Here is a 24543-nt window from a genome sequence, read left to right as displayed (position 1 = left end):
CGTTTGCCCCCTCCGATCCGAAATCCTGCGGTTGAGGACATCGGCGTTCTCCGGCGGCCCGCACCTGATGCGGGATGGACCGCCGCCAGCAGGACAAAGGACAGAAACAGTGCCCTTCACCCTCGACGATGTACTCGCCGCGACCGCGGTCATCACCGCGCTACGGGTCTTCGCCCCAGACGCCCGGCATCTGACGCGCCGCCTGCTGCGCGCCGGTGTGCGCGTGGGCGCCAATGAACTGCTCAAGAGCGGCCACCCTGCCGACGCTGCCCCCTCGTTGACCGCCGCATCCAGTGACGAGGGGTCCCAGCGATGAGCGAACACACGGGATCGCAGCCGTCCGAGGACGCGGACGAGCCGAAAGGAACCCCTGACGCCCTGGCCGGCTACCCCAATCTGGACGACCTCGCCGGCCTGTCCTACGAGATACCGCCGGACCTGGAGGCGCTCTTCGCCGTCTGCGAAAGGCCCCACCTGCGCTATGCCCTCCGGACGCTCGGGGACAAGCAGGCCGCCAAGAGCGTGGTGCGCCGTTGCTTTGGCCACCTGGCCCTGAACTGGCCGCACGTCGCCAAAGAAGAGAGCCCCGAGGCGTATGCGTGGAAGTTGCTCAAGCAGCGGGTGGGGACGCAGCTGCGGCTTGCGGGGCGGCCCGCCGGGTCGCCGTCCGCGCAGGCGGCCGCCCTCCAGGACACCGCGCGCGCCACGCTGGAGGCCGCGCGCTGCAAGTTCGCGGCGATGGAATCCCCTCTGGGGCTCTACTCCGCGATAGCCGGACTTCCGGAGCGCCAGTACGACGTCTTCGTGCTCTCTTACGTTCTGGGCTACACCTCGCCGCACATAGCCAAGATCATGGGCATCAAGCCTGACACCGTCCGATCCCACCGCCGGCTGGCGTATCAGCGCATCGCCATCAAGCTCGGCCTGCCGATCACCAACGAGACGGAGTAGCACTGTGCCAAGCCGAATCGACGACATCCTCGCCCACGTCGCAGTGGAAGAGGACGTGTTCACCGACGCCGACCTGGACGGCCTTCGCCAGGAAGTCGTCCGCGACGTCACCGAGATCCTCATGCTCGGGCCCGTCCCCGCCCCGGTCGGCCGTCTGCCCACCGTCCACGGGCACGCGGCCACCCGACTCGACGTGCTGTCCACCCAGGTCCTGCACCAGCGCGACGCCGCCGGACACCTGGCCCGGTTCGTCGCCGACGGGCCCGATCCGGAGGGGACGCTGCACTTCGCCTGCCTGCTCAGCCTGGCCGGCTGCCACGACGGCGCCCAGTTCTGGTGGCAGTTCTCCGCCGGCGCGGGCAACGCCGTCGCCGCCCAGTGCCTGCACCTCTACCACCTCAGTCGCGGTGAACTCCGCGACGCCGAATTCTGGGAACAGCAGGCGATCACCCTCGCCGGGCCGCCCGCCCCGCGCACTTCCTGTGCGCGGCGTCCGGCCACGGCGGCTCGCGGAACCCGCCTGCCCAAGCAGTTGCATGACGCCGTGCGCCGCCTGAGGGTCGACACCGTGGAGGAGTTCGGCATGGGGCGCGTGCCGCACCCCGACCCCCACCTCGCCGACCAGGTCGAAGAGCTCGCCGATGCCCTGTAGACATCGATGCCCCGTGGGCACGGGAAAGCCCCGGCTGGACGGGGGAGACCAGCCGGGGCCGTAAAGCGTGACACGCGGAGGGCGGTCGCCTCTCGGCGAAAGGCTCCATGGGACTTCAGCCGAACGATCTTCCCCATGGGCTATAGGTGGGCCCGGGGACACTGTCCCCTCCGCAGCCACACCCAGTAGAACGACGACTCGTATCCGAATGTTCCGGACCAGCGCCGTCCGCGCGGTGAACTACGACACATCGGAGAAGTCGCCCTCAGGTCCGGCTGCCGTCGGACGGGCCGAAGAGCTCGACCTCGGCGATGGCCACCTGCTTCTTGGCGGACGCGGCGTGGGACGACTCGATGGTGAAGCGGACGCGGGTGACGTCACCGACGCGGAAGGACCGGCGCTGGGCACCCGGGCCCGGGTCCAAGGAGAGTTCCCGGGTCGTGGTCGTGCCGTCCTTCTTGGTGATCGTGGCCTTGACGCGGTGGGGCAGGGCGGACTTGGAGAGCTGGTCGGCCTGGACCGACACGCCCGGCGTGATGATGACGTCGAGCAGGCGGGTCGGCCGGACGAAACGTACTTCGATCCACTCGCCCTGGCCCGACTCCGCGACACCGGGTCCCCACCAGGTGTTGTTGAGCTTGTCGAAGGCCCGCTTCACCGGATGGCCCTCGTACGACTTCGAGGCGTGGATCTCGTCCGGCTCGACCGGAACGCGCTTGGCGAAATGGTCGCGCGTGGCCTGGATGCCGTCGGGCAGGTACACCGCGGTGAAGATGAGCGCGGTCACGACGAGGGCCGCGGTGATCCAGCCGCCGATGTTGTCGAACACGCGGCGCAGCCGGGGGCGCTCACCGGCCCAGGGCGTCTGGTTGCGGCCGGGACCCATGAGGCGGCGCCACCACGGCAGCGGCGCCTGCGTCTGGTCCGCGGTCTCGGCGAGCGGCATCGCGCAGCGGGCGCAGAAGTGCCGGTCGGGGCGGTTCGGGGTGGCGCACCACTGGCACGGCGGGCCGTTTCCGGTCTGGGGCTGCGCGCTGGGCACGCGCACGTGCGGGCGCTGGGCGTCGGGCCGTCCGGGCAGGACGGGACGCACGCCCGGCGGCGGCGGGGTGCCCTCGGGGTCCGAGACGGGGACCAGGAGGGAACGGACGGTGTCCGGCCCCGGGGTGTACGCGGGCACCGGATCGTTGGGCGCCGTGTCCGTCAAGTCCGGGGACTGGTAGGGAGGTTGGGGTGAGGCGGCGGCCGGGGGCTCCGAAGGCGCCGCCGGGTGGGGGCGGAGGGGAAGGCCGGAGTCGGCGCGCGGATCGGCGGCCGGGGGCGGTACCGGACCGGCCCCGGGGGCGCCCCCGGGGCCGGACGCGGCGGGTGCCGTACGGTCCGAACGCGCGAAGCCGTCCCAGCCGTGGCCGGCGTCGGACTGCGCCCCGGCCCCGGAGTTGGCGTGGGCACCCGAGTCGGCGGCCGAAGCCGCCCCCGAGCGCGCCCCGGCCGGATCCCAGCTGAGGACGGCGCCGCAGGCGTCGCAGAACGACTGGCCCGGTTCCACGCGGGCGTCGCACTCGGTGCAGTTCTGCCTGGTCATGACTCCAGAGTCCTTTCGGCGGCCGTGACGGTGACGGTGTAGGGCATGTGGGCGGGGCGGGCTGCGGCCACGAGCGTGTCCAGGCGGTGGGTGTCCGCCGGGGTCGGCTCTGCCAGCTGGAGCGCCACGTGGAGGTGGGGGCGGGGACTGCCGGGGACCGGACCGCGGGGGCGGGCGCTCCACGCCGCGCCGCCGCTCTCGGTGATCTCCGGTGCGGTGCCGAACGCGAGGCGCACCGCCTCCGACAGGCCCTGTCGCGTGCCCCGTACCCGGTGCAGCGCTGCCGCGGCCGCGACGGCGGCGCGCAGCCGTGCCTCGGACTCGATGCCGTCCGTCTCCGCGCCCACCCAGATGCTGAGCCACTCGGCGAAGTCGACCGGGGTGAGCGCGGGGTCGAAGTACGTGTCCAGGCAGTCGAGGACGTTCAGGATCGGCGCAAGGACATCGTCGAGGCCCGCGACGAACCGCTGGGCCAGGTCGTCGTCGGCGAAGACGGCCGGGAGCATCATCCCGATGGGCGCGGAGGAGCCGAGGCCGTCGACGGAGCCCCTCATGTGGCGTCCCCGATGACCCGTACGCGGTGGTCGAAGGAGAACACCAGGGCGGACGGCTCCAGGTCGATGCGGTCGGTCCGTTCGCCGCGCTTGCCGGTCAGTGGATCGGCCTGGTGCAGGACGACCTCGTCGACCAGTTCCACGCCGGGCACCCGCTGCAGGACCGCGAAGATCTCGCCCGCCTGGACGGGGCGGCCGAAGGGCCAGCCCTTGCCGTCCGCGCCACCGGTGAGCGGGTCGAGGTGGTGGTAGAGGGCGTCGTGGGTGGCGCGCCGCACCCGGTCGGTCTCCACACCGCGGAACGCGTGCACCGTGGCCACCACCGTGATGCCCTGGTAGTACGGCGGGCCGACGGCGAGACGGGTGCCGATGAGACGGCGTTCGTCGAGATGGCGGGTGATGCGGCCGAGCAGCGCGTCGCCGGGGACGAGCTGCTCGAACCGCAGCCGCCCGCCGGGGTCGGGCACCGCCTGCGGCACGACCAGGACGCGCACCGCGTGCGCCCCGTAGTCGTCGCGCTTGCCCTCAAGGCACATGATGCGGGCGGTCTCCGGCGCGGCTCGGCGGGCGAGTTCCTCGTAGTCGCGCAGGGTCACGGCGCGCTCCTGGGCGCGCAGTGTGATGGGGGCGCGGACCTTCGCCTCCTCGACCGTCTCGCCGTCGACCCCGCTGTGCGCGGCCTCCCGGTTGATGACTTCGGTGACGTACGGGATGGAGGTGCGCAGCACGCTCAGGGCGCCGCGGGCCACGTTGCCGGCCCGGCCGCCGCCGGTGCGGTAGCGGCGGGCGCGGATGACGGCGCCCTTGGGGGCGACCCTGCCGTACTGGCGCAGGGAGCCGTCGGCCTCGCGGACGGAGGGGCCGAACGCGATGTCGCCGGTGGCCGCGTCCAGGGTGATGTGCCGGTCGTCGGGGCGGGACTCGGCGAAGTGCCGCACCACCTGCCAGTCCTCCCAGCCGTTGTGCTCGGCGGTCTGAAGAAGCACCGGCGGGTCGTCGCCGACGATGGGCGCGTGGGCGAGACGCAGCCGCTGACCGGGCAGCCCGGTGGCCTCACCGAGCGCCTCGTCGTACACCGTGTCCGCGTGTACGACACCGGTGGTGCCGCCGATCGTGCAGGCGTCGCTGGAGCGCACCGTCGGCGAGGTGGTGTAGAAGGGCTGGTCGGCCAGCGGTTCGGTGACGCGGCAGCGCAGCCAGCCCGCCTCGTGGCCGCCGTTGCGGGACAGGACGTGCCCGCCGGGGACATGCAGGACCACGTCGCCGGGCCGGTTGAGGCCGCCGGTGCCGTCACGGTGCACCTCGCACGGCTGCCAGCCGTCCGCCGTCCACGCCTCCCAGACCAGCGGGGGCTGGCGGGGGTCGACGCCGACGCCGTCGACACGGCTGTCGAGCTCGATGGCGACCGCGCAGTGCGGCACCGCGGCGGTCAGACCGAACAGCAGGCAGTCACCGGCGGCCGGGGCCTCGGCGAAGCACAGCACGTCGGTGCCCTCGGCGAGGTCGGCGGTGCGGTCGGTGACGGGCTCGCCGCGGCGCTGCACCATCAGATGCCGCAGCATGCAAGGGACGATGCGCAGGTCGTGCTCGGCGGCGAAGACGACGGCGTCCTCGGTCTCGGTGCGCAGCGTCGTCACCTCGGTGCCGACCGGCACGGCCACCACCTCGTCGCGAGGCGCGGACAGCCAGAAGGTGACGTCGGTGCGCGCGGCGGACGGCGGGAACAGCGTGATGCCGACCAGGTCGAGGAAGGCCAGGTGGTTCTTCTCCGGGACGCGGTTGAGGCGGTAGACGATCTGGTCCGCCATGTGCGCGACCGTCTCTACCAGGGTGACGCCGGGGTCGGAGACGTTGTGGTCGGTCCACTCCGGGGCGCGCTGCTGTATGTAGCGCTTGGCGTCGTCGACGAACTGCTGGAAGCGGCGGTCGTCGAGGTTGGGGCTCTGCAGGGGCATCAGCGGTCGCTTTCGGGGAAGGCGCCGGGGCCGTCGGACGTCTCCGCGGCTCCCGGCTCCTCGTGGGAGGGAATGACGTAGAAGGGGAAGACGAGGCTGCGTGGGTTGTTGGTGCCGCGGATCCCGTAGCGCACGTCGATGTACAGCACGGACTGGTCATCGCCCGCGGTGACCTCGACCTCGTGCACCTCGATGCGCGGCTCCCAGCGGTCAAGGCTCAGATAGACCTCGTGCTGGATGCGGCCCGCGGTCTGCTCGTTGACCGGCGCGAACACCAGTTCGTGGATGGCGCAGCCGAACTCCGGGCGCATCGGACGCTCGCCGGGTGCGGTGGCGAGGACGAGCCGGATGGCCTCCTCGACCTCGCGCTCCCCACTGACCAGGGCGATGCCCCCGGTGGGGCCGATGCGCAGCGGGAACGCCCAGCCGGAGCCGACGAACTGTTCGGCCATCAGGAAAGCACCTGTCCTCTCTCGGGATGCGGGGTCACAGGGGTCACAGGGGTCATCAGAAGGGCAAGGGCTTCCCCTTGATCAGGACCGTCCCGTTCAGCCCGATCAGGGGCATGTTCGCTGTGAGGTTGCTGGAGGTCAGGGTCATCAGGGCGCCGGAAGTGAGCGCCATCGCCCCAGGGGTGTTCATCGTGACCCCGCCCGTAGCGATGAGGGACGCCATACCGGCCGCCCGCACGTTGAACATCGATGCGTTGACGCTGAACCCGCCGCCGCCCGCGTTCACGTTGACGGCGCTCCCGGCCCGCAGGCTGAGTATCCCGCCGCTCTGGATGGACACATTGCGTTTGGCGCTCAGCGTGAGGTCGGTCCCAGCCCGGACGGACACGGAGCGGCTGCCCTTGATGGTCACCGAGCCCTTGCTGTCCACGGTGATCTCGGTCTTCGCGCGGTCGAGATGGACGGTCAGTTTGTCGTCGCCCGTGCTGACCTTCACGCCTCGGTGGGTGCCCACGCGCTGGCTGAGCAGGTCGACGCGGTTGCCGGTGCGGTCGGAGATGGTGTGGCGGCTCGCCTGGTTGCGCGCCCCGGAGTACAGCGGTGCCTTGTTCCGGGTCGGATTGTCCTTGCCGTTGTAGAGCCCGCCGATCACGAAGGGGTGGTCGAGCGCGCCCCGGTCGAAGCCGACGAGGACCTCGTCGCCCACGTCCATCGGGAAGATGCCACCGCCGCGCTTCCCGCCGAGCTGCACACAGCGCGTCCAGTCGCTGACGTACGTGTCGTCCAGCCACGGGAACTTCAGCTTCACGCGGGCCTGGTCGTCCTTCTTGTCGACGTCCGTGACGACGGCGTTGGCCACTCCGGGCAGCCGCGGCTCGCTCTCCGTACCGCCCGATGTGAGCCCGTACAGGGAGCGCCACTGGCGGCCGCTGACGGTCACCCAGGACTCGTAACGCTGCCCGTTGCCGAACACGTGCCGCACGGAGGTCGTCGTGTACTTGCCCTGGAAGGGCCAGCCGACGTCGGCGAGCGCCACCGGCACGCCAGGACGCAGCTTGGGGTTGCCGTGGACGATCACCTCCAGTTCGGAGAACGAGGAGGACACGTCGTCGAAGAGCGCGTCGGCGGCGTGCTTGACCTCGGGCTGCTTGTCGTAGGGCACCGAGGTCTGTACGAGCTTGGTCTTCTTGAAGGCGGCCGCGGCCTTCTTCGGCGAGCTGCCGATGGAGAAGACCGGATTGTCGGCGCGGCGCGAAGTCTCCACGATCTCCCGCGCGTTGGCGACGTCGTAGCCGCGCACCTCCACCTCGGCCACCTGGTCGGCGGCGGTCACGGAGGTGCGCAGGCGCAGGATGTCGGTCCCGGACTTCAGGACGAGAGGGTTCTTCGCGCTCCGGCCGCCGCTCGGCGACGGCGCGCCCGACGAGGGCTTCGGCGAGACGAAGTTGAACTTGCCCTTGGCGTCGAGGGACATCACCATCTTGTTCTCGTCCGCGAGCCGGGTGATGAAGTCCCAGTCGGAGACGTTGGCCTGGCTGATGAACTCGTAGCTCGCGCGGGTGGATTCGATCTTCCCGACCGGAACGCCCGCGAGCCCCGCCAGCTTCCTGACGATCGAGGACGCGGTCTCGTTCGTGTACGCGACCACGCGGCGCCTGCGCATGAAGCGGTGCCCGAGGTCGTAGCCGCGGATGACGGTGAAGGATCCTGTGCCGTCGTAGTCGGCCTCCAGGGCGGTGACCTCACCGGTGAGGAGCGGGTCGCCGGAGCCCTGCCCGTCGGCCACCGGGGTCAGCACCACCGGGGTGCCGAACTTCACGTTGAGCTCCTTGAGGAGCAGGCGGTGCGGGTCGCGGAAGGTGAGCCGGAACGCGGCGGGCACCCCGGCGCCCTGGTCGACCCAGCCGTCGACGAACATCCGGCTGTACTCGTCGGGGATCTTGGCCCCGCCGAGCTTCACCTTCATGACACTGGAAAAGGCGGTGTTGGCCATCAGCGACCCACCTCCTGCGCCGCGGGCAGCACGAGTTCGGTGCCGGACGCGAGCGCGGCCGGGTCGTCGATCCCGTTGGCTTCGGCGATGGTCCGCCACACCGTGGCGTCGCCGTACTCGCGCCAGGCGAGCGACTGCAGCGAGTCACCGGCGACGACCCGGTGCACTCTCTGCGCGGTGAGCGCACCGGAGGTCGGGTTCTGCGCCAGGGCATCGCTCGGGATCTCGTGCAGCCGCAGCTGGCAGGTGGCCCTGATGGGTATGCCCGAGGTGCCGAAGAGGGTGTACGAGGCGTCGACGGAAGCCACGTAGGCGACGAACCGAGCCGTTTTGAACGACCCCCACTGGAAGATCACCCACGGCGGCGACGGCTGGTCGGCGTTCTTGCTCATGGACGTCACCCCACAGCAGTCGAGGAGCGTCTGCACCTTCTTCAGGACCACGTTGCTCGTCGGCCGGTCGGAGGAGTCGAGGAAGATCTCCACGCTCATCTCACGCTGTTCCGAACCCATGAACTCCGGCATCGCGCCGTCGCGGTTGTCCGCCGTCGGCGTCACCGTCCAGTTGGCCCGGCGGCCGATGGTCAGCTGCGACGGGTTGAAGTCGAATTCGAACGTCTTCATGAGCCCGCCCGGCGAGGTGCTGGTGCCGATGGGGGGCTCGTGAATGGCGAGGCTGGCGCGTACGAGGCTCTTGCCTGCGCCCTTGCTCTGGGGCATGTGGGTGTCTCCCGCTACTCTCTCCGGACTCCCGGGTCACTCGGACCCCGGGCCCCTTGCTCTTTGAGGCCGCTCAGTCCGTGAACCCGTGGTGGGCGATCTCCAGGACCTCCGTGGCGACGGCCGGGCTGCTCGGGTCGAGCCGGGGGCCCTGCCAACTGACGGGAAGCACATCGACAAGACCCCACCGCGCGACCTCCGAACCATCCGCGCGCAGCGCCGCGATCTCGGCCGTGGGCCGCTTGATCCCCGTCTGCACGGAGGAGATCCACTTGGCGACCTTCGTGGTGTCCGGGGTGAGCGGACGGGTGAGCCGGATGGTGGAGAAGGTGACGCGGGACGGCAGTTGCCAGACGAAGCCGTTGTTGCCGCCCTCCTGGCGATGCTCGACCTCCACCTGCGTCGAAAGCCCCTCGCATCCGTTGAAGTAGCCGAGGCTCTGGCCGTCGATGGAGAGGCTGAACCAGATCGTGGAACCCGGGTCCTGGCGGGGCATCGCGGGTGGGCCTTTCTGTCGGTGCTGCTGCTCTTGCTGTTGTCACTGCTGCGCGCGGGTCAGCGGCGGTCGTCGCGGAGCCTGCCGATCCGTTCGCGGTCCATGCGGAGTTCGGTGCGGACGAGGCGCGTGATGCGGCCGATCATGCGGTGCACGAGTTCGTCGATCTGGAAGTCCGTGAGGTCCTTCGGGTCGAACGTCCCCTCGGGCACCCGCGCGTACTCGGGTGGCGGCGGCGCGCTGCTGGTGGCGGAGGTCGCCGAGGCCGTGGTCCTGTCGGGCGGGAAGGGCAGCGGGTCGTCCGCGATGCTGTCGTGCTGCTGCTCCTGCTGGCTCTGGCCGCTCGGCCGGATCCGACCCATGGCGTTTGCGACGGTGGAGGCGGCCGCGGCGGCGAGCGTCTGGGTCGCCGAGCGGAAATCCCGCTGCACAGTGGGGCCGCCGCCAGGTGGCAGGGCAACAGGCCTGGATGAGGGCGGAGTTACGCGGCCCGGCGTCGACGGGGCTACGAGGCGGGCCACGGGGAGGGGTGAAGACGTGGCGGGGGTGGTGCTGGTGCTTGTGTTGGGTGAGGTGAGACGGCGTAGAGGCTTGGCGGGGGTGGCCAGGGTGGCCGGGGTGAACGTGGTTGATTCGAGGGCCCGTTGGATCGGCATGTGCGGCTGGGTGCTCGGCCGGGGGGCTTCCGATGCCTGCGGCGGGGTGCTCGTGTGCGGTGCCGCTTCGCGGGGCGGGGTGGCCAGTTGGACCGGCGGGGGAGTGGCGGCGTCGGAGCGGGAAGTCACGGGAGTCTGCTTCGGGGCAGCCTCGGGAGGCGTCGCCGTGTCCTGCGCCGGTGCGAACGCGGCCGGCGAGTTGGGGGTGATGGCTCGCTGAACAGGCGGCACTTCGGGGGTGCTGGTGCGAGGAGCTCCGGGGGTCTGCTTCGAGGGGGCGACAGGCGAGCTGGGGACAGCCCTCTGCACCGGTGGCGCTACCCGACCGGTGGGCGGACCGGAGGCGGGGGGCGGAGTGGACGGGGTGGTTCGTTGGACCGGCGGCACGGTGGGCGTGGCGGACGCGGTGGGTGCGTTGGGCGTGGCGGCTCGCTGGACCGGTGGCGCCGTCGGACCGGTGGACCCGGGCGACTCGGGAGTCGGCTTCGGAGCGTCTGCGGGCGGCGCGGGATTCGTCGACGGCGCGGATGCGGAGGTCCATTGCGCTGACGTCGGGACGTGAGGGCGTGACGCGTCGGCCGACGCCGAGGGCGAGTCGGCGGAAGCGGCCCGCTGAACCGAGGGCGGAGCTGTGCGGTCGCTGTGGCGCGACGCGGCAGCAGGTCCCCGCTGCCGGGAGTTCGTGAGCGGTACGGCCTCCGGAGGCGGGGCGGTGAGCGGAGCGCCGAGCGGGCTGCGTCCGCGTGGCGCGGGGGTGGTGACGGGAGCGGTGGAGCGCTGGACCTTGTGTGCGGGCTGCGTGGAAGCGGGCGGCGGCTCGGCGGGAGTGGCGTGCGCGTTGGGGGTGGTGGCGGGCGCGCCGAGTGGGTTGTGGCCGCGTGGCGTGGGGTTGGTGGCGGGAGTGGTGGAGCGCTGGACCTCGTGCGAGGGCTGCGTGGAAGCACGCGGCGCGGTGGGAGCGGCGGGTGCAGTGACGGGTGCGCCGAGCGGGTTGTGGCCGCGTGGCGTGGGGTTGGTGACGGGAGCCGTTGAGCGCTGGACCTCGTGCGTGGGCTGCGTGGAGGCCGGGTTCGCGCGCGGTCCGGCAGGAGCGCTGGGGACGTCGGGGGCGGACGTCGGGCTCGGATGCGTCGAGGCGACCGGGGCGCCGAGACCCGCACGGGGTGCCTTGGGGGTGGCGCTGCGCTGCACTGTTGGACGCTGGGGGATCACGGGCGTCTGGGGCGGAGCTGAAATCGGCTTTTGGATAGGGGAGTTGGGCGCATCAGTGCGGGGTGCGCTCGCGGTGGCACGCGAATCCGATGCAGCCAGGGGCGAGTTGCTTGCATCAGTACGCGATACACCGCTGTCCGTACGAGTGTTGTTCACCGCTGTACGAGGCTGAGGTGCTGTAGAAGGTGGGGCGGCCGGGGAGGGGCGTGAGGCGGACGGCGTCGGGCTGTGCGCACTCCGAGTCGCTCGCTGTGCCACTGGCCGCGCATCGGACGGCCCGCTCCGGTCAGTCGGCTTCGCGGCAGCCGGTGTCGCAGCATCGGACAGGGCGGCAGCCGTTGATGCGGCACCCGATGACGCAGCACCCGACGAAGCAGCACCCGACGAGGCAGCGCCCGACGAGGCAATGCCCGACGAGGCAATGCCCGACGAGGCAGCACCCGATGACGCGGTACCCGACGAGGCGGCAGGTGAAGTCGCAGCAACCGACGAAGCAGCACCCGCTGTTGCGGGAGCCGACGAAGCGCCCGGCTCAGGCGTGGACGAGGAGCTCGTGAACGGCCTTGAAGGGGAGGCCGCTTCGCCTCCCCCTCGTTCCCCGTCGCCCCCGCCCGGAGGCGCCCCCCGCGCCCCGTCACTCGCGGCGGCCCGCGCCGGCGCAGGCTCCCGACGGGCCACAGGCAGGACGCGGCGCTGCACGGCCGAAGGCGCGACCGGCGCCCTGGTCAGGGCAGGGGGCCGCGTGGCCGCCAGGGGCACGGCGGCCGGGACGGGCGTCACGCGTACCCCATGGGCCGGGGTCGGCGACGGTGTGGCAGCGCTCGGCACACGGGGCGGCGTGGCTGCCGACGCCCCGTTCCCCTCCTGCGCGGAGTGCGCGCGCTGCACGGTCCGGGAGACGGGACGCTGCCGACCGGAACCCTGCTCTCCAGGAATCCGTGCCAGCGCCTGTGCGACAGGTACAGGCACCCCGGGCCCTCCAGAGCCTCGTGCGCCGGACGCCGCAGCACGCTGCACCGGTACGGGTACGGGTACGGGCGCCGTCACCGGAGTCTGCCCCGCGCCTCCAACGCCCTTTGCGGGCACGGAAGATGCCGTGGGCCCCGGCCGCCTACCGGGACCCACGGGGGCGGTACGCCCGGCGGTCGACCCTGCCGAACCCGCCGATGCCGCCGATCCCACGGTCCCCACCGATCGACGGGATGCGGCAGGCCCCTTCGGGCCGCCGGACGCACCTGATCTGGGCGCCTCCGCTCCGGGGACTTCCGGAGCGGCAGGCAGTGCGGGCGAGACGGGCGTCGACTCCGCCCGCCGCACCTCACGCAGCGGCGCTACCGGCAGGCGGCGCGCCGACGAGGACGGCGACGCGGGTGTCCAGGGCGCCGCGCCGACGGCACCCTCGAGCCCCGTGACCGGCCGTGCCGTCTCGCTCAGTGCCGCGGGCGACGAGGAGAAGGTGGAGGAGAGCAGGCTGCTCGACGACGCCCCGTCCAGGACGCCGATGCGGGACGACGTCGCAGCGAACGACGGGTTCTGCCACGTGGGCAGCCGCATGCCGAACGCGGAATCCGCGACGCCGGACCCGCCGTCGCGCACGGACCGCTGGATCGGCGGCAGCCCGGACCACGCACCCGCGGCACGTCCGGCGCCGTCGGACGCGCCGTCCGATGCGCCGTCCGATGCGCCACCGGACACGGCGTCGCTGACCGACGGAACCGTGACGGCACCGCCGTCACCACCCCCACCCTCGCCACCGACATCGGCAGCGTCAGCGAGCACGCCCCCGTCCCCGTCCCGGCCCCGCAGCCTGTCGAAGAATCCCACCGCTCAGCCCTCCGCCCCGGCGAGCGTCACGAAGGACGCGATCTGGTCCGCGTAGAGGCGGCGGTCATGGTGCTCCAGATCCAGGATCGTCTCCAGGTTCCAGTGGAAGTGATAGGCGACGTACGCGATCTCCTCGTGCAGTCGGTCGGTCGCGTACGTCACGATTCCCCCAGGCGGCTCCCGCCGAGTTCCACTTCGAACGGCTCGGAGCAGTGCGGGCACTCCACGGCGGCGCGGGTGTGCCCCTCGGCATTGATCTGTCGGTAGAAGTCCTGGAGGAACGCCAGGTCGGAGGCGAACAGGTTCTCCACCGTCCCGTCGTGCACCGACGGCAGCGTGCCCAGGCGCGTGATGACCCGGCCCAGAAGCACCACCGACAGGTAGGCCGGGTTCTCCTGGACGCGGACATCTCGCAGCGGGATCAGTTCGTCCCGCGCCGTCGACAGGCGCATCACGCCGTCCCGGTGCACGGTCCCCGCCTCGTCCACGTACCCGCGGGGCAACTGGAAGGGGAACTCCGTGCGCAGGACCCGCGGTGCGGTGTCGGTCTGAGCGGCGGGGGGAGCCTGAGCGGGGGACTCCGCTCCCCCCGCCGCGGTCTGGATGGCCGGGGGCGCCGCGACGACCGTGCCCGTGTCCGGCGCACCAACAGCCTTGCGCCGCATTACTCGATGACCAGTTCTTCGAAGACGATGGTCACGGTCTCGGTGAGCACGGCGGCCTCGCCGGCCTTCAGGCTGCTGGCGTCGATCTTGTTGCACCAGGCGTTGCGCAGGTTGTACCGCTTCACCGGGTTGTCCTGGTAATCCATCATGATGATGGAGGCGTTCTTGCGGGCCGTGCTCATCTGGCCATTGATCGAGTCGTTGATCCACTGGGTGAACGCGGACGACTGGGTCATGCCGCGCACCACGGTGCACTGCCCGTTCTTCTTCACGCCCGGCAGGATGTTGATGTCGATCTTTCCCTGCGCGGTGTTCTGCTGGCTGACGATGATGTCCTGTTCGAGGGTCAGACCGCTGACCTCCTGGAGGTACTCGACCATCACGCCGTCGATCTGCAGACCGAAGTTGTGTGAAGTGAGGGAGTCACCCTGCATGAGACTCATGGAATCGCTGTCCTTCTAAAGCTGGCTTCGTGGCGATGGCGTACGAGGGCGGGGGTGCGGACGGCGGACTACTCGTCCAACTCCCCGCTGCCGCTGGAGAACTGGGACAACCGGAAGATCACGAACTCCGCGGGCTTGACCGGCGCGACGCCGATCTCGCACACGACCCGGCCCAGGTCGACCGACTCCGGAGGGTTGGTCTCCTCGTCGCACTTGACGTAGAACGCGTCCTCGGGCCGCTGGCCGAAGAGCGCGCCGTTGCGCCACTCGGTGATCAGGAACGCCGAGATGTTGCGCCGGATCCGGGCCCACAGCGCGTGGTCGTTCGGCTCGAACACCACCCACTGGGTGCCGATCAGGACCGACTCCTCCAGGTAGTTGAAGTACCGGCGGATGTTCAGGTAGCGCCACTCGGGGTCCGAGGAGAGGGTGCGCGCGCCCCAGACGCGGATGCCGCGGCCGGGGAAGGAGCGGATGCAGTTGACGCCGATGGGGTTGAGCAGGTCCTGCTCACCGCGGGTGATCTGCAGCTCCAGGTCGACGGCGCCGCGTACGACCTCGTTGGCTGGGGCCTTGTGCACGCCGCGCTCGGAGTCGTTGCGGGCCCAGATGCCGGCGATGTGGCCGCTCGGCGGCATCATGCGGGCCTTGCCCGACGCCGGGTCGAAGGTCTTCAGCCAGGGATAGTACAGGGCCGCGTACTTGGAGTCGTAACCGGCCGTCTCCTGGCGCCACACGCGGATCTGACGGGCATTCAGGCTCGGGGGCGGGTCGATGACCGCGACCCGGTCGCCCATCAGCTCGCAGTGGGCGATGAGCCCGAGCTGCACGGCCTTGACGGACTCCAGGTCGATCGCGCCCTGCTGGTAGGCGGCCATGAGGTCGGGGACGGCCACCATGGAGATCTCGTCGATGGCCTCAAGGCCGCCGAAGCCGGTGCGGTCGGCGGAGTCGCCGAGGTACTGGGCCGGACCGGGGTGCGAGGACGTGTGCTGCTCCACGGGCGCGGGCACGGGGGCCGCCGCGGCGGGAGGCGCGGGCAGTGCGACGGTCTGGTTCTCAGGCCGGGTGAGCTGCGCGCCGGACGCGTTCTCCGTCACGGTGATGAGCTTGGAGCGCTCCTTGACCTGGGTGACGACGTACGACCGGTTGCCCTTCTTGGCACTCACGTCGAAGGTCTCGACCGGCTTGTCACCGCTCTTGACGATCAACTTGAAGCGCTCCGCGGGGCCTTCGCCCTCGGGGTCGGCGACCTCCACGGACAGCTGGCCGTTCGCGCCGGGCGCCGTGGCGGCCACGGAGAACGCGCCGAGCTGCTTCGCCTCGGCGGCGGGCAGCGCCGCCGCGGGTGCCCCGCCGGTAACCGCGGCGGGAGCCCTGCCGTCTTCGGACGGGCCGTCCGCGGAGCCGCCCACGCGAATCACGTACGCGGCGGATCCGCCGTTGTTGAAGAAGCCGTAGACGGAGTGCGCGAGGTAGTACCCGTCGGTGAAGTCGCCGAAGGCGGCGACGTACTGGGTCCAGTTGGTCACCAGCGTGGGCTCGTTGAGGGATCCGGTCGGCGCGAGTCCGACGAAGGCCGCCACGGAGGTGCCCACCCCCTCGATCGGACGCGAACCGCTGGCGACCTCCTCGACGTAGACGCCGGGCGACAAGTAGGACGGCATGCTCTGCTCTCCTCGGGGTACGTGACGGAACCTCTTCAGCCTGGCCGGTTCGGGTCGCCGCCGAAATGGCCTCCGGTGCCGGTTGCCGGGCAACGTCGATGCCCGCAAGGGCACTTCGGCGTGAACGGAAGTCGCTGCCCGGACACCCCGCCCGCGTCGGTGCCCGTACGACTGCCCCTGTGGCCCTGTCCGGGCGTGAGGTGGCCGGGTAGGGGTGGTGGGTCAGCTCCTGGTTCCACCAGTGGCGGGGCCGCTTGGGCCACGACGGACGGACACGGCCGACGGTCGTCATGAACTGGGCGTGAAGTTCGCTTCGAGGGAACGGAGTCCGGCGGGCCGGGCAGCACATGCCGCTGCCCCTCCAGGCAACAAGGTCTGCCCGGCGGGCTCCTGACGAGCCGTGCGGTCTCTCCTAGCGTCGTGGCGTGAGCCTTTGGACTTCCCTAGAACCCGCCTCCGCAACCGTCGATCCCGGCAGCAGTACAACGGTGCGGCTGAAAGTGCGCAATACCGGTGACATCGTCGACGAGTACCGCTTCGAACCGGTCGGTGACCTCACCCCCTGGACCAGAGTGGAGCCGCCGTCGCTGCGGCTGTACCCGGGGACGACGGGCACGGTGGAGCTGACGTTCGCGCCACCACGTACGCCGGACGCGACCGCAGGACCCAATCCGTACGCGGTGCGGATCACTCCGACAGAACATCCCGACGCCGTCACCGTCCCCGAGGGCAACCTCACCATCACTCCCTTCACCGAGGTGCGCGCCGATCTTGTGCCGCCGACGGTGAAGGGGCGTTTCCGGGGACGGCCGCGGCTTGCGGTGGACAACCTCGGCAACACCAAGGTCACCGCGTCGCTCAGTGGCAGCGACAGCGGGGACCGGCTGTCGTACGACCTCCAGCCGAGCAACATCCAGATCGAGCCGGGCCGCGCCGCGTTCGTGAAGACGACGCTGCGGCCCCGGCAGATCACCTGGTTCGGTTCCAAGCAGGAGCAGCCCTACTCGCTGGCCGTACGGCGCTCCGGCACCGAGCCGATGGACGTGAACGGCACCTTCGTACAGCGCGGGATCCTGCCGGGCTGGCTGGCCACCACCTTCGCCCTGCTCCTCGCCGTGACGATCGCCTTCGTGGTGATCTGGCTGTCGTACCGGCCGCAGCTGCAGACCGCCGCGAAGGAGAAGCCGGAGGCGGCGGGGAACATCGCGCCGTCCAGTTCACCTCCTCCGATCAGCAGCCCGTCGCCCGAGCCCGAGGACAAGCCGTCCGAGTCCGCCGAGAAGCCCGGTGGCGGCGGCTCGGACGACGAGAAGGGCGGCGGCGGTGGTGGCGGCGGAGACAAGCCCGCGAAACCCAAGAAGGAGACCGCGGCCGACGCGGTGCGCAAGCTCGCCGCGCGCAGCGAGGGCCGCCACATCTGCTACCGCGCCCTGGTCAAGGGAGACGGCTGGCAGGACCCGGTGTGTGACGGCGTCGAAGCCGGCACGGTCGGCAAGGGCAAGCCCATCAAGGCTCTGAACATCGCGGTGAGCGACACTCAGGGCGTCACCGGCACCGGAGCCTGGGTGGGCGAAGGCTGGCGGAAGGAGATCCCGTGGGCGGAAGTGGACGACGGGAAGAACATGTACTTCGGCAGCTCCAAGAGTGAAGACCCCCCGCTGGAGGGCTACACCTTCAAGGTCTTCGACGGCTCCGTGTGCAGTGACGCCTATGTCAAGGACAGGCAGTGGATGGGGCCGGTGTGCACCGACCCCGGCGGGTGGAAGTACCACGGGAGCCCGATCGAGCAGTACCAACAGCTGGAAGCGGTCCGCTTCAAGGTGTGACGGCCCCCGACTTCACCGTCGGCTTCACTGGCGACTTCACCGGGTGACGGTCAGGACCGGCACCCGGTTCACCCGGTTCACCCGGTGAAGTCGGCGGTCACCAGCTCGCTTCGCCCGGGACGAGACGGCCGGCTTTGCGGTACTCGCGGCGGGCGCCCTCCACCAGGTCGCCCGTCGCGACCGGCTCGTCCCGTCCGGCCGCGAGGTAGGCGGCGGTGACCACCGCACTGCGGATGGCGCCACCCGAAAGCTCGAAGTCCCTGGCGAGGCCGTCCACTTCGATGGCATCGGCGCGCGGCACGTGCGACAGGCCGTGCCGCCACAGGGCAAGGCGCTGCCCGGGGTCGGGGAAGGGAAAGTCGACCACCAGGTCGAGGCGCCGGGTGAACGCGTCGTCGATGTTGGCCCGCAGATTGGTCGTCAGCAGGGCGATGCCGTCGAAGGACTCCAGGCGCTGCAGCAGGTAGGCGCTCTCCATGTTGGCGTACCGGTCGTGGGAGTCCTTGACCTCGGAGCGCTTGCCGAAGACGGCATCGGCCTCGTCGAAGAGGAGCACGGCGTCCGTGCGGTCGGCCTCGGTGAAGATCCGCTCTAGGTTCTTCTCGGTCTCGCCGACATACTTGTCCACGATCGAGGAGAGCTGGACCACGTAGAGGTCCACTCCCAGATCGGCGGCGACCACTTCGGCGGACAGCGTCTTCCCGGTGCCGGACTCTCCCGCGAACAGACCGACGACCCCGCGGCCACGGCCGCCGCCCGCGCTGAGCCGCCAGTCGCCGAGGACCCGGTCGCGGTGGCGGGCGCGCAGGGCGAGCTCCCGCAGCTGGGCGAGGGGGGCGCCGGGCAGGACCAGGTCCTGCCAGGTCACCGCGGGCCGGATCCGGCGAGCGTGCTGTTCGAGGCCCGACGCCGACTGCTGCCGGGCGGCGAGACGGACGTGGGCGGCGGTGAGCGCGGTCCCGTCGAAGGCGGCGAGCGTGGCGGCGGCCTGCGCGGCGCGCCCGATGCGCTCGGCACCGAGGTGGTACGGGGCCACGGTGCCTGCCAGGTCGAAGGCGTCGGCGGCCGGACCGAGCGCGGTCCGCCACGCGGCCGTTCCCCCGGCGGGGAGCCGGGGCGCCTGGAGCACCAGAGGGTCGCGCGCGGACCACTGCGGGTCGTAGGGGCGGGGATCGGCCAGGAGCACGGTCACGTCCGTCGCCGCTGCCAACTCGGCCACCAGCGGGCCCGGTTGTTCGGGCAGCCCGGATATGACGACGGCCCGGCCGCTGAGACGTGCCTCGCGCAGCAGTTGAGGGACGTGGTCGGCGGGGCCGGAGAACCGCAGGGCTTCGAGACCGGCCCCGTGCAGGGCGGACGCGAGGACGGCCAGGGCATCGCCCTCGCGGTGTTCGCGCAGATAGGCGGTGATCGGCCCTTCGCCGAGTCGGGCGGTCAGCTGCCGTACGAAGCCCTCGTCGTGCTCCGCGTGGGCCTGCGGGACCGGCATCGGACGCAGAAGTCCCAGGAGCGCGGCGTCCGAGGAGGCGTCACCCAGCAGATGGGCGGTGAGCCGGTCGGGCACGCGCAAGGAGCGGGTGAGAAGCGGCCGTTCGTCCTCCTCGACCGTCAGCAGCCCCAGGGCACGCAGCGGCGCCGCGAGGTGGAAGCGGGCGCGGGCGTCCGGCAGGTGCGCGGGCACCCCGCACAGGTCGAGGGCGAGTCCCACGGTGGCGCGGCGCCGGCTCACATCGTCGTTGAGGTAGCCGTACAGCGGCTCGAAGGTGCGGTCCAGGTCGGGGGCGAGGGCGATGAGCAGGACGGCCGCGTCCAGCTCGGTCAGGTGCAGCCGGGTAGCCGTCCGGGCCAGGCGGTCGTCGGGGTCGCCGGTGTCCTCGGGCCACGGCGCCCACACCTCCGGCGGGACGTCCGCATCCGGCTCCGCACGTGGCCAGGCCCGCAGCAGATGACGTACGGCCTCCTCGGACATGTACAGGCCGCGCAACGGGTCGCTCGCGGTGGGATCCCCGGCGGAGCGGTGTTCGACCAGGGCGCTCGCGGTCTGCCGTAGTCCGGCAAGGCGGTCGAGGAGGCAGCGGGCCGGTCCTGTGGGCACGAGGTCCTGTGGGCGGGCAGCCGTGGGGGAGGGGTCTTGCGGCGACGACGACGGCGATGACGGCAACGACTGCGATGACGGCGACGATTGCGACGACAACGACGAGGTGCTCATGACTGCTCCGTGGGGCGGACCGTCGCCTGTTCGCGGGCGGAGCGCGCGGCCGCCACGTGGTGGGGGCGGTGGGCGCGTTCCGTCGACCGGGGCGGGCCGCCGTCGACAGCGCCGACCCGGACCGTCGCGCCCTCGGTGACCGGCGGCCCCGCGTCGTAGTCGGGGTACGCCGGGAACGGCACGGTCACCGTGACGTCCAATGACGGTTTGAGCTCGCCGCCGAGCGCCGACCAGATGTCGGCGAGGGAGCGGGCCTCCGACTGGTTGGCGGAGACCGTCACAGGCACCGAAAGGCCAAGATCCCCGAGGGCGCCCGGGAGTTCCTGGGCGGGCAGGAGCTCGTGCGGCAGCAGTGTCGCCAACACGGCGGACAGCAGCCGGTGTTCGTCCTGTGGCGTCTTCGTCCAGGAGGTCACCAGGTAGGCGAGCCGGAACCAGCGCGGGGGACGGCGGCGGCGTACGACGATGTCACGGCTGTCGCGCAGCCCGGTGTGGCCGCGCTGCCGCAGGCTCACGTCCTCCCGGATGTCGTACAAGTACGCGTTGACCACGGGTGCGTTGCGCCGGGCCGCCCAGTCACGGGTGGGCACGTCGAAGGACACGTCGATTCCGGACCCGGCCAGTGCCCCGCCGCTGATGAGGCCCTTGAGGACCTCGTCCACCTCATGGATCACTCTCGCGCTCCCACCTGCCGTTGGCTTCCCCGCCGAACGATGTGATGGCGGCCCTGCCGTCGATCGTGCTCCCCGCAGCGGCCGGAGCCCAGGGACGCCAGGGATGACGTCGGGGCAGTGCTCTCTGCCTCAACGGGCTGCCCGGGAGCCCGTCCGGTCAGATTCCGGGGAGCCTCTCCGGTGAGATTCCGGGAGTCGGTCCGGTCAGATGTAGCCCTCACGCAGGGCATGGGCCACCACGTGCGCGCGGTTGCGCAGGTGCAGGCGTGTGGTGAGGCCGTGCATCACGTTCTTGACGGTTCGTTCGGAGTACGACAGCTTCATGGCGATCTCCGAAGTGTCGAACCCCTCCGCCACGAGGCGCACGACGTCCACCTCGCGCTTGGTGAAGCTCAGGAAGGACACCGGCAGATCGGCGCCGCCACGGTGGAGGCGCCGCACCTGGCCGATGAGCTGGCCCAGCAGGTCCGACGGCAGATCGCCGCCACCCCGGGCGGTGGTCAGCACCGCCTGGACCAGGCGCTGGGCGGTCGCTTCGTGGCGCCACACTATGGCCCCCACACCGCACTCGATGACCTCCAGGAGTTCGTGCTCGCGGACCGTGCCCGCGACGAGCACGGCACGCGCGCCCTCGCTGCGCACGACGCGCCTCAGCCGGGTCAGCGCGGCCTCGTCGAGGGTGTCCTCGATGAGCAGCGCGACTGTGGTGGGGCCGGACTCCCCTTCCAGTTCGACCTCGGGGTGCCGGCGTAACTGGCTGAGGACGCCCTCACGGCTGATCGGGTCGGAGGCGGTCACGGCGACCCGCACCCGGTTCGTCATCGGTGGGGCGGTCGAGGGGGCCGGGGGCGAGCTGGACAAGCGAACTTCCTCACTTCTGGGACTGCGGTGATCGGGGCTCGGGCGTGGCATGGAGCCGGACCCGTATCAGGAGCCGGACCTGTATCGGGAGCCGGACCTGTATCGGGAGCAGGACCTGTATCAGGAGCAGGACTTGTAGAAGTGCTTCCAGCCGTCGGTGGGCATGGCAGGCAGTTCGGCCGGGGTCCCGGTCTCGCCGTACTTCTGCTGCAGCTCGTAGTCGAAGGCGCCGGGGCCGCTGCCCGGCTTGGTCAGGCGCACGGATCGCTCGATCACTCCGTCGCCGGCGTTGTTGAGGATCGCGAGGTCCGGGTATGTGTCGCCGCCGTAGTGGGCGATGCGGAGCTGCTTGGCCTCGCCGAGGTCGCCGATGTCGGAGTGCCGGGCGGCGGCGGAGGACAGGTTCGACCGCTTGAGCGGGCCGGGGCGGAATTCGGCGACGCGTGCCTTGTTGGGGTCGTCCCCGCCGGCGGGCGTCACGAGGTTGACGACCATGTCCAGGGTGCCGTCCTTCTGGAAGTCGGCGACCGCGGCGGTGGCGACCTCATCCGTCTTCGCGCCGAGGAGTCCCGCGACCGTCTTCTTGCTGCCGAACGAGCCGTCCGCGGCGCCCCACTGGACCGTCATCTTGGTGCCGGTGTGCCCGGGGTTGACGATCTTGTCCGGACGGCCGTCGCCGTCCAGGTCGCCGACCAGCGTCGTGGCGCCGGACAGACACGGGGCCGTCGCGTCGGCAGCCTTGCCGGACCGTGCCGCGCCGTCCGATTCTGACGAGCCCGCCGCGTTGGCCTGGTACCCGGCGGCGGTCAGGGTCAGGGCGAGCGCCGCCACCGGGGCGGCGATCAGACGTGAGCGCTTGCGAAGCATTCTGTGAACTCCTCATGTCGTGGCTGTTGTGGGTGCCGTGGCTGTCGGGACGTGTCTCTCGGGTCTCTCGGATCTCCCGTAAGGGCACGGCTTGAGCTTGCGGGGTGATCCGCTCCGACCGCCACGAAAGCCGGGCAGTTGGGGACGCTGGAACGAGAAATACGCCTTTGACCAGCTGAAACGTAAGCGGCCTGGAACGCTGAGATGGGACGCGCGGTCCTCATCGGGCAAGCGGAGGGGCAGTGTCTGGGGTCATTTGGGGAAGCACTCGAGGAATCACCGAGCAGGCGCCGCGCTCTTCGTCGCCGCGAACGACGTTAGTGAGGCGGCGGAGTATTTGGCAGTGTCAGATTTTCTTCACACCACGTGACTTCTGAGTGGCCGCGCCATTCCGCGCTGCTGATCCACGGCATTGGATTGCCTGCCCTGCCCTGCCCTGTTCTGCCTGCCTGTCGGCGTCTCCCGCGCGTTCAGGCGCTCCAGCCTCCGCCGACCGCCCTGCTCGACAGGTACGAGTCGCGCAGAGCTCTGCGCAGGCCGGGAACGATCTCGTCGAACCGCGCGGCGAGCGCCTTGAGCGCCTGCTTGTGGGTGCGGAGTTCTCCGCGGCTCCACACGCAGGTCACCTCGACCTCCGCCGCGAACACGGCCATGGCCAGCTCCTCCAGCGGGATCGTCACCGGAGCGAATCCTTTGAGTACGGTGTCGCGCACCCGCTCCTGGAGGGTGCGCACCTCCTCCGGGCGGGCGACGGTGACACGGTCGGCCGGGATGAGGCCCATCACCCTGCCGCGCGAGACGGAGATCTCTCCCGCGGCGGCGAGCTGGTCGCGGACCGGTGTCTCCGCGGTGTGGGCCTTGTTGTGCACGAACTGGAGCCAGCCCTTGGGCTTGCTGTCGGGCAGGTCGCTCCACACCGCGGCATTGAAGGAGTTGTCCGGCGTCTTCCCGAGCATGCGGACCACCTTGCCTCCCTTCGCGTCGAGGAGGCCGTCGCGAGCCAGCTCGGTCAGGGCACCGGCCCGCAGCAACTGGCCGCGGCCCTGCAGGTTGTCGAGCTGGAACTTGCCCTTGTCCACGGAGTAGCAGAGCAGGTAGAGCCGCTGCGGCAGCGTCTGGGTCATGTCGTCTCCCATGCAGAGGATGCGGGGCGCCGGGCCGTGCGGCGGGCACGTTCTGTCACTTAGTGACAATGTCACTAAGTGACAGATGGCGCAAGCGCCCGCCCCCTCCGAAAGTCGGGGGTGGTAGTCGGGGGTAGTCAGACGCATCACTTAGTAACGCGATGTCATCAAGTGATGCGGCACCGGCGCCGCCTCGCCCTCAGGCGAATCGGGAGACGTGACCACCATGGAGCCCCTGACGTGGCGGAGATCCCGCAGCCTCAGGCGACGCGGATCGAGGTGACCTCGTAGTGGACGGCCGAACTCATCGACAACCCGCGGCAGGTCAGCTGACTCGGTGGTGTGCGATGGGAGCGCACCTCGATGTCGAGAGCCGCCGGACCAGGCGGACGGCCGGTGACGCGGATCCGCCAGCGGTCGTCTTCGCGGGACGTCTCGACGATGGCGTAGTCATGCCGGCCGGCCGGGCCGAAGCGCCCGAGTGCGGCGGCGACCGCGGCCTGCTGCGGAGGGAAGAGATCCGTGTATCCGCGCAGGTGCTCCGCGTGGATGCGGCCGGTCAGGTGCCCTTCGACCGCTGCCACGGACGATCTGGCATCGAGATTGCCGTAGTAGACACCGTCGGGCGCGACAACGACGTTGGCGGCGAATCTGTCGCCGCCCACATGGGTGCATTCCCACACCAGACTCGGCCAGCGCTCGCTCAGGACGCGCCCCACAGGGCGGCCGCGCACGGCGCAGCAGGTGTCGTGCTGACCGTGGGCGCAGACGAGGACGACGGGCGGACGGTCGAGCTCTCCGGGGGCGCCGAGGGCATCTACGATCTGCGCCAAGTCCTCGTCGCGGCTCCACGTGCCCCATTGCTGGCGGTGGGCGCCGGAGCTGTCGTAGCGCAGTACGGCCCAGCGCATGGGGCCCTCGGGGCTGCGGCGTCCGTGCCGCCTGATCAGAAGCATCCGTGCCCGCACCGCCTGGGCGGCGGAGAACACCAGGCCTTTGGCCGCAGGATCGAGATCGAGGCCGTCGAAACCGTTGGGCGGCCAGCCGCCCCGGTACTCGATGAGGATCCAGACAGAGCCGTACGGTGCCGTGCCCGCGAGCGAGTCGCCGCGTGCCCGTGCGGCCTCGGCGCAGAAGAAGCGCTCCGTCGCCGTCACC

24 protein-coding genes are annotated in these 24543 nt (G+C 71.0%); 6 read left to right on the top strand and 18 right to left on the bottom strand.

The window, feature by feature from the left end:
• The first annotated feature begins 109 nt into the window (after window positions 1-109).
• The 3 genes from ACZ5CR_RS24345 to ACZ5CR_RS24335 are packed head-to-tail and all read left to right on the top strand — an operon-like array spanning window position 110 to window position 1603.
• Window positions 110-316: a hypothetical protein gene (locus ACZ5CR_RS24345; protein WP_468860725.1), complete on the top strand. Its 207-nt coding sequence runs from the start codon at window positions 110-112 to the stop codon at window positions 314-316.
• Window positions 313-951, top strand: a complete 639-nt coding sequence (locus ACZ5CR_RS24340) for an RNA polymerase sigma factor (protein WP_468860723.1) — start codon at window positions 313-315, stop codon at window positions 949-951. Before ACZ5CR_RS24345 ends, ACZ5CR_RS24340 begins: the two co-directional genes overlap by 4 nt.
• A gap of 4 nt (window positions 952-955) precedes the next feature.
• The gene (locus ACZ5CR_RS24335) at window positions 956-1603 is read left to right on the top strand and encodes a hypothetical protein (RefSeq protein WP_468860721.1); all 648 of its coding nucleotides are present in this window, start codon (window positions 956-958) and stop codon (window positions 1601-1603) included.
• A 265-nt stretch (window positions 1604-1868) separates the two neighbouring features.
• Here ACZ5CR_RS24335 and ACZ5CR_RS24330 read toward each other — a convergent pair whose 3' ends face one another.
• From ACZ5CR_RS24330 to ACZ5CR_RS24295, 8 genes are all read right to left on the bottom strand, one after another.
• On the bottom strand, window positions 1869-3188 hold the full coding sequence (locus tag ACZ5CR_RS24330) for an NADase-type glycan-binding domain-containing protein (protein WP_468860719.1): 1320 nt from the start codon (window positions 3186-3188) through the stop codon (window positions 1869-1871).
• Window positions 3185-3742 (bottom strand): phage tail protein, encoded by a 558-nt coding sequence (locus ACZ5CR_RS24325; protein WP_468860716.1) that lies wholly within the window; start codon window positions 3740-3742, stop codon window positions 3185-3187. The genes ACZ5CR_RS24330 and ACZ5CR_RS24325 overlap by 4 nt, the downstream gene beginning before the upstream one ends.
• Window positions 3739-5697: a putative baseplate assembly protein gene (locus ACZ5CR_RS24320; RefSeq protein WP_468860714.1), complete on the bottom strand. Its 1959-nt coding sequence runs from the start codon at window positions 5695-5697 to the stop codon at window positions 3739-3741. Before ACZ5CR_RS24320 ends, ACZ5CR_RS24325 begins: the two co-directional genes overlap by 4 nt.
• A complete protein-coding gene (locus tag ACZ5CR_RS24315) occupies window positions 5697-6149 on the bottom strand; it encodes a GPW/gp25 family protein (RefSeq protein ID WP_468860712.1) in 453 nt (150 codons plus the stop codon). The genes ACZ5CR_RS24320 and ACZ5CR_RS24315 overlap by 1 nt, the downstream gene beginning before the upstream one ends.
• Before the next feature lie 55 nt (window positions 6150-6204).
• A complete protein-coding gene (locus tag ACZ5CR_RS24310) occupies window positions 6205-8142 on the bottom strand; it encodes a VgrG-related protein (protein WP_468860710.1) in 1938 nt (645 codons plus the stop codon).
• Complete coding sequence (locus ACZ5CR_RS24305) at window positions 8142-8861, bottom strand: CIS tube protein (protein ID WP_468860708.1); 720 nt, start codon at window positions 8859-8861, stop codon at window positions 8142-8144. The genes ACZ5CR_RS24310 and ACZ5CR_RS24305 overlap by 1 nt, the downstream gene beginning before the upstream one ends.
• Before the next feature lie 73 nt (window positions 8862-8934).
• Window positions 8935-9357: a phage tail protein gene (locus ACZ5CR_RS24300; protein WP_453543737.1), complete on the bottom strand. Its 423-nt coding sequence runs from the start codon at window positions 9355-9357 to the stop codon at window positions 8935-8937.
• A gap of 59 nt (window positions 9358-9416) precedes the next feature.
• Window positions 9417-10142: a hypothetical protein gene (locus ACZ5CR_RS24295; RefSeq protein ID WP_468860706.1), complete on the bottom strand. Its 726-nt coding sequence runs from the start codon at window positions 10140-10142 to the stop codon at window positions 9417-9419.
• Between the two features lie 235 nt (window positions 10143-10377).
• On the opposite strand from ACZ5CR_RS24295, the gene ACZ5CR_RS24290 reads away from it, so the two are divergent.
• On the top strand, window positions 10378-10575 hold the full coding sequence (locus ACZ5CR_RS24290) for a hypothetical protein (protein WP_468860704.1): 198 nt from the start codon (window positions 10378-10380) through the stop codon (window positions 10573-10575).
• Between the two features lie 1746 nt (window positions 10576-12321).
• Complete coding sequence (locus ACZ5CR_RS24285; RefSeq protein ID WP_468860702.1) at window positions 12322-13104, top strand: hypothetical protein; 783 nt, start codon at window positions 12322-12324, stop codon at window positions 13102-13104.
• Here the strand turns inward: ACZ5CR_RS24285 and ACZ5CR_RS24280 are convergent.
• The 4 genes from ACZ5CR_RS24280 to ACZ5CR_RS24265 all read right to left on the bottom strand — a co-directional run bounded on the left by ACZ5CR_RS24280 (window position 13053) and on the right by ACZ5CR_RS24265 (window position 15824).
• Window positions 13053-13211 carry a DUF6760 family protein gene (locus ACZ5CR_RS24280; protein ID WP_389912212.1) on the bottom strand — a complete coding sequence of 53 codons (159 nt, stop codon included), beginning with the start codon at window positions 13209-13211 and terminating at the stop codon, window positions 13053-13055. The genes ACZ5CR_RS24285 and ACZ5CR_RS24280 overlap by 52 nt on opposite strands.
• Window positions 13208-13714 (bottom strand): hypothetical protein, encoded by a 507-nt coding sequence (locus ACZ5CR_RS24275; protein WP_468860700.1) that lies wholly within the window; start codon window positions 13712-13714, stop codon window positions 13208-13210. The genes ACZ5CR_RS24280 and ACZ5CR_RS24275 overlap by 4 nt, the downstream gene beginning before the upstream one ends.
• The gene (locus ACZ5CR_RS24270; RefSeq protein ID WP_383279946.1) at window positions 13714-14157 is read right to left on the bottom strand and encodes a phage tail protein; all 444 of its coding nucleotides are present in this window, start codon (window positions 14155-14157) and stop codon (window positions 13714-13716) included. The genes ACZ5CR_RS24275 and ACZ5CR_RS24270 overlap by 1 nt, the downstream gene beginning before the upstream one ends.
• Before the next feature lie 68 nt (window positions 14158-14225).
• Window positions 14226-15824, bottom strand: coding sequence for a phage tail sheath subtilisin-like domain-containing protein (locus tag ACZ5CR_RS24265; RefSeq protein WP_468860697.1), 1599 nt, complete (start codon window positions 15822-15824; stop codon window positions 14226-14228).
• A gap of 425 nt (window positions 15825-16249) precedes the next feature.
• Here ACZ5CR_RS24265 and ACZ5CR_RS24260 point away from each other — a divergent pair, with 425 nt between their 5' ends.
• Window positions 16250-17650 (top strand): hydrolase, encoded by a 1401-nt coding sequence (locus ACZ5CR_RS24260; RefSeq protein ID WP_468860694.1) that lies wholly within the window; start codon window positions 16250-16252, stop codon window positions 17648-17650.
• A gap of 97 nt (window positions 17651-17747) precedes the next feature.
• On the opposite strand, the gene ACZ5CR_RS24255 is transcribed toward ACZ5CR_RS24260, so the two are convergent.
• The 6 genes from ACZ5CR_RS24255 to ACZ5CR_RS24230 all read right to left on the bottom strand — a co-directional run bounded on the left by ACZ5CR_RS24255 (window position 17748) and on the right by ACZ5CR_RS24230 (window position 24542).
• A complete protein-coding gene (locus ACZ5CR_RS24255; RefSeq protein ID WP_468860693.1) occupies window positions 17748-19859 on the bottom strand; it encodes an ATP-binding protein in 2112 nt (703 codons plus the stop codon).
• On the bottom strand, window positions 19856-20533 hold the full coding sequence (locus ACZ5CR_RS24250; RefSeq protein WP_468860690.1) for a Pvc16 family protein: 678 nt from the start codon (window positions 20531-20533) through the stop codon (window positions 19856-19858). Before ACZ5CR_RS24250 ends, ACZ5CR_RS24255 begins: the two co-directional genes overlap by 4 nt.
• Window positions 20534-20737: 204 nt before the next feature.
• The gene (locus ACZ5CR_RS24245) at window positions 20738-21355 is read right to left on the bottom strand and encodes a helix-turn-helix transcriptional regulator (RefSeq protein ID WP_468860759.1); all 618 of its coding nucleotides are present in this window, start codon (window positions 21353-21355) and stop codon (window positions 20738-20740) included.
• 159 nt (window positions 21356-21514) lie between these two features.
• Window positions 21515-22261 (bottom strand): FG-GAP repeat domain-containing protein, encoded by a 747-nt coding sequence (locus tag ACZ5CR_RS24240; RefSeq protein ID WP_468860688.1) that lies wholly within the window; start codon window positions 22259-22261, stop codon window positions 21515-21517.
• A 470-nt stretch (window positions 22262-22731) separates the two neighbouring features.
• The gene (locus tag ACZ5CR_RS24235) at window positions 22732-23385 is read right to left on the bottom strand and encodes a GOLPH3/VPS74 family protein (protein WP_468860685.1); all 654 of its coding nucleotides are present in this window, start codon (window positions 23383-23385) and stop codon (window positions 22732-22734) included.
• 260 nt (window positions 23386-23645) lie between these two features.
• A complete protein-coding gene (locus tag ACZ5CR_RS24230) occupies window positions 23646-24542 on the bottom strand; it encodes a sucrase ferredoxin (RefSeq protein WP_468860683.1) in 897 nt (298 codons plus the stop codon).
• Window position 24543 lies beyond the last annotated feature (1 nt).

The sequence above is a fragment of the Streptomyces sp. NPDC031274 genome, from assembly GCF_055570235.1.
Note: the sequence above shows the minus strand (reverse complement) of the source record. Positions and strands in the feature narration are given on the sequence as shown.